Origin of the sequence: Spirosoma sp. (assembly GCF_026391055.1) — a bacterium.
Taxonomy (GTDB): Bacteria; Bacteroidota; Bacteroidia; order Cytophagales; family Spirosomataceae; genus Spirosoma.
Map to the genome: position 1 here is coordinate 1 of NZ_JAPLET010000008.1, position 9700 is coordinate 9700.

General features: G+C 50.3%; 8 protein-coding genes. 6 read left to right on the top strand and 2 right to left on the bottom strand.

The features are described from left to right. A partial coding sequence (locus tag NT073_RS00865) for an alpha/beta hydrolase fold domain-containing protein (RefSeq protein ID WP_297367311.1) occupies positions 1-337 on the top strand: 337 nt, incomplete at its 5' end. Between the two features lie 312 nt (positions 338-649). On the opposite strand, the gene NT073_RS00870 is transcribed toward NT073_RS00865, so the two are convergent. Then, positions 650-817, bottom strand: coding sequence for a lmo0937 family membrane protein (locus tag NT073_RS00870; protein ID WP_297367315.1), 168 nt, complete (start codon positions 815-817; stop codon positions 650-652). Between the two features lie 436 nt (positions 818-1253). Between NT073_RS00870 and NT073_RS00875 the strand changes: the two genes are divergently transcribed. The 5 genes from NT073_RS00875 to NT073_RS00895 all read left to right on the top strand — a co-directional run bounded on the left by NT073_RS00875 (position 1254) and on the right by NT073_RS00895 (position 6824). Beyond that, a complete protein-coding gene (locus NT073_RS00875; protein WP_297367319.1) occupies positions 1254-1823 on the top strand; it encodes a Crp/Fnr family transcriptional regulator in 570 nt (189 codons plus the stop codon). A 77-nt stretch (positions 1824-1900) separates the two neighbouring features. Beyond that, the gene (locus NT073_RS00880) at positions 1901-2761 is read left to right on the top strand and encodes an SDR family oxidoreductase (RefSeq protein ID WP_297367322.1); all 861 of its coding nucleotides are present in this window, start codon (positions 1901-1903) and stop codon (positions 2759-2761) included. A 1156-nt stretch (positions 2762-3917) separates the two neighbouring features. Beyond that, positions 3918-5024, top strand: a complete 1107-nt coding sequence (locus NT073_RS00885; protein WP_297367325.1) for an alpha/beta hydrolase — start codon at positions 3918-3920, stop codon at positions 5022-5024. A gap of 511 nt (positions 5025-5535) precedes the next feature. After that, positions 5536-6090 carry an RNA polymerase sigma factor gene (locus NT073_RS00890; RefSeq protein WP_297367328.1) on the top strand — a complete coding sequence of 185 codons (555 nt, stop codon included), beginning with the start codon at positions 5536-5538 and terminating at the stop codon, positions 6088-6090. A gap of 173 nt (positions 6091-6263) precedes the next feature. Next, a complete protein-coding gene (locus tag NT073_RS00895) occupies positions 6264-6824 on the top strand; it encodes a DoxX family membrane protein (protein WP_297367331.1) in 561 nt (186 codons plus the stop codon). A gap of 381 nt (positions 6825-7205) precedes the next feature. On the opposite strand, the gene NT073_RS00900 is transcribed toward NT073_RS00895, so the two are convergent. Next, positions 7206-9125, bottom strand: a complete 1920-nt coding sequence (locus NT073_RS00900) for a sensor histidine kinase (protein WP_297367334.1) — start codon at positions 9123-9125, stop codon at positions 7206-7208. Between the last annotated feature and the right edge of the window lie 575 nt (positions 9126-9700).

The following is a 9700-nucleotide window of genomic DNA, read 5'->3' on the forward strand; positions in this document are numbered from 1 at the left end:
ATATGCCCAGGCCAAGCCCCTGAGTAAAGCGGGCGTGCAGTATTTTGTGGCCAATTATTTTAACTCGCCCGCTGATGGGGATAGTCCGCTGATCTCGCTGGTGGATGTGGCCAATCTGAGTGGTTTACCCCCCACCACCATTATTGGGGCGGAAATCGATCCCTTGCAGAGTGAGGGGATGCAGCTACGGGATAAACTCCAATCGGTGGGTGTGCCCGTCACGTATCAGCTCTTTACGGGGGTGACCCATGAATTCTTTGGGATGTATGCGATTGTGCCCCAGGCACAGGCCGCCCAGGAACTGGCGGCCACCCAGTTGCGCAAGGCCTTCAACTAAGTGTCCAATCGCAGGGTAAGGCCTTAATTTGACAAAGTGATCGAAAAGGGTTTGTCTGTTTAGACGAGCCCTTTTTTGTTACTAGACAAACAATGTCTGTCGGAAAGAAACCGTATGCGGCTGATGGCCGGTTCGCCGTCGGACCGCCGAAGCCGTGCGGTAGGACAGATACTAAAAATCAGTGTCTTATCGAACCACTAATAGTATGATTTTTTGAACCCGATCAGCAGCCTTTGGATTCTAGCAAATCCGCCACCTACCCCATTGGGTCAGGTGGCGGATTTATGTTTTGTCAAGCAGCTATTGGAACGATTACACGCTGCGCCCTTGAATTAATCGAAAGATAATAGCAATCACGGCAATGACGAGTAAAATATGAATTAAGCCAGACCCCGCGATGCCAGCGCCCAATACGCCTAAAAAACCAAGTAGCCAGATAATAATGAGCACGACGGCGATCGTGTATAAGAGATTACCCATGAGTGAAAAGTGTTTAGTGAATCGTAGATCTAACCATCCAACGCCCTAAATGTTAGCGGTGGGCATTCGGTATCAACGATTTAACGTAAAAAAGTGCTAAACGTATTCAGCTTAACTGAGTAACCAGATGTTACACTCGCTAAAGAGTCGCGTGCGCCCAACTGAGTTTGTCATCTGATAAATTCTATATGTCTCACAAATCGCTCCTCCTTGAGACGAGTAATCGTTCTTGAGTAAGCACCCGCCAGTGACGACAAGGTATCATGATCTGCTTCCAAAATGGGGCGTTTAATTGGACGCCTTGTTTTAATAATTGTCAACTACAGTTTATAGCCTACGTGGTCAATTACACCGAAATACATAGCTTGTGTCCTGCTTGCCTCATTTTTTACCATATGATAAATCGATGCCCCGCACTGTGTTCTACCTTTAAGTGATGGAAGCACTTACAAATCTTATCCTGCAATTTGGTAACCTCAACAATCAGCAGATCGAGTTTTTGTTGAGCAAGGTTGAACTGCTCGAATTTAAAAAAGACGACTACCTGTCGGAAGCCGGGAAGGTCCCCCGGTATGTGGCGTTCGTGGTGGAAGGCGTGTTTCGCTTTTGCTATTATAACAACAGGGGCCAAGAAATCACCAATTATTTTGTGGACGAAGGCAATTTTGTCGTCGATAATCAAAAGTTTGAATCGGAGATGGTGGCCTCTGAATATGTACAGGCTGTGACCGACTGCAAGGTGCTGGTTTTCACTAAAAAGAACTGGGACCAGATAGCCAACACCATTGTGGGCTGGGAAATGATGAAGGCCAACATGATAAAAAAGTGCCTTACCCTGGCCATGGAACGGCGCAGTCCGCTGGTTTCAGAAGACGCCACCACGCGTTATCTTTCCTTCATTGAGGCCTTCCCTAGCCTGATCAACCGCATCCCGCTTTCGTACGTGGCCTCCTACCTGGGCATCACTCAACAATCGCTGAGCCGTATACGCCGTAATATCCGATAACGACGCTTTTTACCAAATGATAAATGGTTTCTTGTTGCCATTTTCAACCTTTGCTCATTGATTTAAACGTAAAAAAGATGAGTAAAAAGATCGTATTGATAACCGGAACAAATAGTGGTTTTGGCTGGCTTACCGCCCACAGCGTGGCCGCCTTAGGGCATCAGGTATATGCCACGATGCGCGATACCCAGGGCCGTAATGCCGATAAAGCCCAGGCCCTTGGGGCCGTAGCGAACGTGACTGTTTTGGACGTTACCCTGACCGACGAGCAGAGCGTGAAGCTGGCCGTTGACACCATTTTGACCAAAGAAGGCGCTATTGATGTACTGGTCAACAACGCCGGTTACAGCATGAGTGGCGTGGCCGAAAGCTTTACCACCGCCGATGTGCACACCACGTTTGATATCAACGTGTATGCCCCCTGGCGACTGATCAAGCAGGTGCTCCCCGCCATGCGCCGACAGGCCGACGGACTGATCATTAACGTGACCAGCGGCTTTGGGCGGGTATCGTTCCCGTTTGCTACCATTTACGCCGCCTCCAAATTTGCGCTGGAAGGCCTAAGCGAGGGCCTGCATTACGAGGTAAAGCGTTTAGGCATTGACGTGGCCCTAGTGGAGCCGGGCGCTTTCCCGACCGAAATGCAGCAAAAGGACAACCCCGCCTCTGATCAGGGAGTATTTGAAGGGTACGGCGCCATTGCCGATATACCCAACAAAATGCTAGCCGCCTTGGGCGGCGAAATGCAGGCTAAACAGCCCAACCCGCAGGCTGTTGCCGATGCGATTGTCAAACTGATCGGCACGCCGAAAGGCACCCGGCCCTTACGCACCGTGGTCGACCCCATCACCGGCCAATACATTGAAGCCGCCAACCAAGCCGTAGCCGACCAATTTGCCCAAGGCTTGACGGTGTTCGGGATGGGTGAGTTATTGTAAGTGGAACAGATTTAAGGGAACGGCAGTGGCGTGGGCTACTGCCATTTTTTGTTTGTAGCGGTTAGCGTATTGTAGCTGAGATTTACGGCTACAGCGTTTCATAAAATCCTCCTCAGTGAGACGAATGGAGCAAAATGTATTTGTTCATTAATTAGGACGTCATTTGTTACGTTGTCACTTCAGCAAGATAGGCTTGTCGGCAAAAGGTATAAACTACCGTTCGTTCATTCTATTCAACAACGACCACATCGGGATCGAGGCACTTAGGTAGGGAATGGCCAGATTTTTGTAAAGGACTTAAGGACTAGTCTTTATAATCGCCAATGAAAACATTAGTACACGCTATCCGAAGTATAACCCAAGCCGATCAAAAATGAGGATACCTCGAAAGGACTCACGCCATATAACCTTGGTAGACTACCCCCCAAAAAAAGGACTCGCCTAAGCAGGCAAGCCCTTTACGTCTCCTTTTTGTCAAATTAAGTTCTTGTGTCATCACGTAAGCTGAACCTAGCTAATCAGAAGTTGATAGCCTGGGCCAGCTACACTCTTTTCTTAACATGGCCTGACGGCTTATCAAGTGCTCGCTTCTCCCTCTTGTTTCAACCAATAGTTAGGGAATCGCACGAGCTAAAAGGCAGTTAGTCATTCGACAAACTCCCAGTTTAGTGCCCGTTACAAATCTACCGTTTGGGGTTATGTCGGTTACTCGATCCACTTGTTTGAGAAGCTTGTGGTAAAATAAATCACCCCGCTTTGGCGGTTGATCCACAACGGTATAGGACCTATCACGGTAGACGATTGAAAAATGATCCATAAAAGTTTTTGTAGGCTGCACCGGACAATGGCATCGCGTTCGCTTCCGTGACTAGTTTCAAACCAAGCGTAAAGTTACAACGCTTCATTCGTCCACTCAATAAAAGGGGAAACAAAAGCAGGCCCACAAGCCGTTGCCAATTCGCTTGGCAACGGCTTGTGGGCCTGCTTTTGTTTGAATTGCTCTTGGCAACGGCCCTAAAGGTCGGGCAAATCCAAAAGTACGCCAACGATGATGGAGTTGACCGCCCGCTTGGAACGCACTCAATATAGCCCCTGAATAAATAAAGAATAACCCTTAGTTCACCCGCTGGTTTACCTAACAAATCAATCAACGTTCATGAAAAATAAGTTCTTCGCTCAACGACGCTGTTTACCGCTCCTGTTGGCTTGTATAGTGATGCTGGCCTTCACCGCTTGCCAGGATCACCGCATTCCGCAACCCGGTCAAACCATCCAACCGACTGGCCCCAAGCCCGACTGGGGCCCAACGATTAGCCCCCAGATGCAGGCCGTTATTGAAGAACTAGGTCGGCTGGCGCCCACCCCCATCGAGCAGTTAACCCCTCAACAGGCCCGCCAGCAACCCTCCTTCAAAGATGCCGTCAATTCGCTACTCGACAAAAATAAAATCCCTCGCCCAACGGCCAATGTAACGGTGAGTCAGCAAATGATTCCGGGCGCGGGTGGCACACCCATTCGAATTGTCGTTTATAAACCCAACCATGTATCGGGAACACTACCCGTTATCGTCTACTATCATGGAGGTGGCTGGGTGATTGCCAGTCCCGAAGTATATGAATACTCCACCCTGGCACTCGCCGAAGAGACGGGGGCCATTGTCGTGTCGGTCGATTATCGACTGGCGCCCGAGAACAAATTTCCAACCGCGCACGAAGATGCCTTTGCGGCCTACAAGTGGGTGAAGCAAAATGCGGCCAGCCTCAATGGTAATCCCGCCAAAGTAGCGGTAGCCGGTGAAAGTGCGGGTGGGAATATGGCCATTACGGTGAGCATGATGGCCCGCGATCAAAACATTGGGCTGCCGGTTCATATCTTATCGGTGTTCCCCGTGGCCAACAACGACCTGAATACCCCGTCGTATTTGCAATATGCCAATGCCAAGCCCCTGAGTAAAGCAGGCGTGCAGTATTTTGTGGCCAACTATTTCAACTCGCCCGTTGACGGAGATAGTCCGCTGATCTCGCTGGTGGATGTGGCCAATCTGAGTGGTTTACCCCCCACCACCATCATTGGGGCGGAGATTGATCCCCTGCAGAGCGAAGGCATGCAACTAAGGGATAAGCTCCAGTCGGTAGGCGTGCCTGTTACGTATCAGCTCTTTACGGGGGTAACGCATGAATTCTTTGGCATGTATACCCTGGTACCCCAGGCCCAGGCCGCTCAGGAACTGGCAGCTACCCAATTACGAAATGCCTTTAAATAAAGGCACTGGATTACAGATTTGCTTACGGATCAACGCCTCGTATGCAGATTTGTAATCCAGTGTTTTAAGCTGCCCCAAGTGGGTGATAAGCCTAAAACTTTAATCGACAATCTAGCAACAAGAATAGAGCCGTTTGCCCATCTACACCGTCAGCACGGGCATCGCTCTTTATATCGGATAAGTATTTTATTGAAAGGAAACCTAATCCATTCCTACCCCAAGATTGACTAGCAAGCTGACTAATCAAATGGCCCATAGCCTTACTATACTTGTTAACGCTACACCAGTAGGCTAACTAGTGGTTCGAGGCTGTTCTGCAATTGCTACAATTATGGGGAAAATAGTCCCAACGCACTGAAATTGAGTTTGTATAAAAGCAGAAAAAACTACAACATATTACCGTTTTCTAGTATTGATAATTGATAAGTTACCGTGGCACGATTTTATAGGCCATTTATGTAGGTTACCGTTCTTTCTGTGTAGCCACCTTCCCTAACTTCTCCATTCTTGCATGAACCTTTCCGATCCGACTGAACGACACTTTACCAATGCGTTACAGGCTTCTACGGCCACATCTTTCTCCGAGCTATATGAGGCCTATTCGCCGGCTCTTTACGGGGTACTGCTCCGATTGGTTCACGATTCAGCCCGAGCCGAAGATTTGCTCCAGGAAACGTTTATCAAAATCTGGCTAAATCGACAATACTTTGATCCCCAGCAGGGTCGTTTGTTTACCTGGATGATTACCATTACCCGGCATGTGGCCCTTTCTGAACTTCGTTCTCAAAAAGTAAGAAGGGCGGGGCAAAGCTACCATTATGACCGACTGGAGCAATCGGTTAGACCCTCCCTGCTGGCGGGTAAACTCGACCAATCCCTGATCAGCCAATTACCGCCGAAGTATCAGGCTGTGGTGGAGTTGATGTACTATCAGGATTACACCAGCCAGGAAATTGCCGACCGATTAAAACTTCCCCTAGGCACCGTCAAAACCAGAATTCGGAAGGCCATGCAGGCACTGCGTTGGCAGTTCAGAAACGATATTTATCACTACCAGACAACCTAAGTTTTATATCAAGAGGCCTGGAACAGTTTATTCAAGGCGTGTCGAATAGGATTGCTTGCCGGAACAGGTTGTCGAGCTAAGGGCGGCATCTATTTTTTTAATCACGTTACCAATCTATTTATAACAGGTTGTCGTAGATGAGCCCACAAGAGTAGACTTAAACCGCAACGATAATGAAAACGCTAGCCAATCTATTTGCTCAATTTGATCGCCTGGATACGTCCATCAATCGGTGGTTGGTTGTTAACAGTATCACGATTCTACGGGTGTGTTTAGGGCTCGTTTTTTTAGGATTTGGTTTTCTTAAGTTTTTTCCCGGCATTAGCCCGATCGAGGATTTAGCAACTCGAACAACGGTCGTGCTAACGCTGGGTCAGGTAACGGGTCACGCCGCCATGGATCTGGTGGCTGGACTGGAATGCATCATTGGTGTGTGTTTTATTAGTGGACGCTTCCTTCGGGTAGGTGTGTGGCTGATGGCCGCTCAGATGATTGGCGCGATGTCTCCTTTGGTCTTCTTTCCGGGTGAACTGTTCCCCGGCCCACGGTATGCGCCTTCACTGGCCGCTCAGTACATTATCAAAGACATCATATTGATTGCTGCCGGCATGGTGGTTGCCTCCACCTGGACAGGCGCTCGTCTGGTGGCTGATCAAACCAGTCTGGCCAGTAGTCTGAGCAAGCGTTTACCTAAGGTGTACCGGCCTGCCCAACGAGTACCCACAGCAAATTGATCAGACCGCTGTCGTTCGTATGCTACTAACTAGAGTTGACAGATAGTAAAATCAGAGTCTCACAATTCGCTCCCAGTGAGATGAAGAAACGTTCAGAAATAGGCTCTCGTCTTAGACAATAAAGTAGTCATGTATCTGCTCATTCATTTGGGCGATTAATGGTAGATTGAAAGACAGGATAGTTTTACCATGTCCCAAAGCGACGGAGCAGACCAGGATGGGAATCGGCTGCTGATTGCCTTACGGTCCTTTGTTGGTTGTAGTCCTAATGACTAGTAGCTTGCCTACTTATCGGACACGCCATTAACGATCTATCAACCTTATCCTAAGCCTGCCTTTCCCAACCAGTGAGCACGGCTATCACTAGTATCGCCGCCATCATCAAGCGTAGTGCCGGGGAAGATCGATGCTAAAACGGGTCCCCTGACCCGGCTGGCTTTCAACCCTTAACTGGCCAGCCAACAGGTCGACTAATTGACGCACGATCCGCAGACCAATGCCTTCGCCACTCGAAGAGCTCCCCTTCCCTCCAGTCGACAAAAGACCCTCGTTGGATGCCTTAAGCGCCTCTAGCTCCGCCAACTGCTGGCTTGGTAATCCCGGACCCGTATCGTCGACCGAGAACCACCAGCGGTCGGCTGAAGCTTCACCCCACGCCAGACGAATACGACCCGTCGGGGTGTGCTGCAGCGCATTGAGCAGCAGATTTTGAACCATCCGGCCCACCTGCAACGCATCGCCCATCACGACGAGTTCAGCCGGACCCTGGTGTTCCAGCCGTAAGCCCTGCTGCTCACCCAGCGGATGGACACTCAATAGCCGCTCCAGTAGTAAAGGAGCCACATCGAACATGGCCAGTCGACGCACTTCCTGACCCGCCTCCAGGCGGGCATAATCCAGCAGGTCCGTCAGCAGGTGAGTGGCCTGTTGGACATTGCGCTGAAGCATCGATACCAAGGGGTTGTGCTCAAAGTCCGATTGATCCTGCGCCAGCAAGGAGACGGAAAAGGCGATGACCCCAATGTAACTCCGCAGGTCATGGGAGCTCATCCGCAGCAGTTCCCCCCGCTGGCGCAAGGTGTCACGGACTTGCCCGAGTGCCTGCAAGTCCAGGGTGGAGGCTTGTAAAGCCAGAAGTGCCTGCTGGTGTTGCTCCTGAGCTTGCTTGAAGGCCGTAATGTCCAGGCCCGTCAGCACCAGGCCATCCTGTTGTTTAGTTATCGCTAAGCCAATCCATTGCCCAGCGGTTCCCCAAGGCTGTTCCGCATACTGAGGCTGGCCTGTTGCCAGCACCTCTAGCCAGCTCGCCCAGGCATGGCCTCTCCAGTAGCGGGTATCTAACCCTTGAGCCGATAGGCCTGTTAGCACACTTACGGGCTGGCCCACCATGTCAGCAAAGGTTTGGTTGCAGACACTGATGACAAGATCCTCACACTGGCCTGAGGCATCCCGACGGGCCATTAGGTAGGCAATCGAAGCCGGGGAGGCATCCAGGACGGCCTGAAGGGATTGGACCGTTTGGGCTAAGTCGAGTTGGAGCTGCCGTTGCTGGGTGATGTCCTGAACCGTGCCATGCACCCGAACCACCTGGCCCGTGGAATTGGCCAGACTTTCAAACTGGTGATTCACCCAGAAGAGCCGACCATCCACGCCTTGACTGCGGTGAACTAAGGCATAGTGCCCCGGCGTCTGAAACGACAACTGCTGAAGCGCCTGGAGGGCGTTCCGATCATCGGGGTGGAAAAAGTCCTCAACCCGCTCAATGGCAATCGGGATGGATTGGGGAAGCAGGCCATGCATCCGGTACAACTCGTCCGACCAGTTAACGCCGGATTCGCCCAGGTTCCACTCAAAACTTCCCACTTGACCAATGGTCTGGGCTTCATTAAGCCGCCGGTTTTCGGCCTGAAGGCTAAACTGAGCTTGCTGACGGGCGGTAATGTCGGACAGGAAGCAAAGGAGGGTGTCGGGTTTCTGGTAGGTAAGGAGGACTTCGAACCAGCGCCCGTCGGTGGGTAGCTGATAGTCCAGTTGTCGTTTCTGACCTGTCAGGGCCACCTGGTAGTAGTGGTCCCGCAGGACGGTTCCCTGGGGGAAAACGAGCTGACAGCTTTGGCCCAGTAGCTCCTCAGGAGTGGCCCCTAATAGGGCCGCTGCAACGGGGTTTATCAAGACGTACCGAAAATCAATAGGTAGTTGGTTTTTATCGCGAACAACTTGATAGAGGATCAGGCCGTTGGGTGAATTTTCCCACAGCGCCTGGAGGAGATGAGGGGCGGGTATTGAGAGGGATGAAAACATAGGTTGCTGGGAATACCAAGCGGAAGCGGTAAGCCAAAAATAACACTTGTGGCTTTGGCTCTCCTACTAAACGGGTAAACATTTATTGTCCTTTAAGGATGTCCCAGAGCGTTCATCCGTGCATGGCTATGGGGATGTGTAGTTTATAAATTAGCCTGGGATCTGGTAAAGCAACCTCAACTGTCTGCCTCGAGCCTGCCCCTCAATCTGGGTTGGCTACTGCAAACGAAAGTGGGTTAGCATTCAGACGTTATTAGAATCGTCACTTGTAAGCAGTTCTGGAGGGCATACACCTTGTATGGAACGGATTGATTTGGACAGCTCGTAAAAACCAATGTCTTATGAAAACGCTCCCATTAGAGACGAAGGGGTATCTGTAATTCGGGCATTTAACGAGACGAATAATTAATCCATTTTGTGATAGTCTGCCTATCCCTTTACCAAATCTGATGACTCATTTGATCTTTTGAAAACCAAGCTGGCTGAGGTGCTCAGATAACCGTTGAAAACCATTTAAGCCTTCGTCCTTGAAGACAATTTTTCCCGTTGAGTCAATCAAGACAAAAGATGGATAA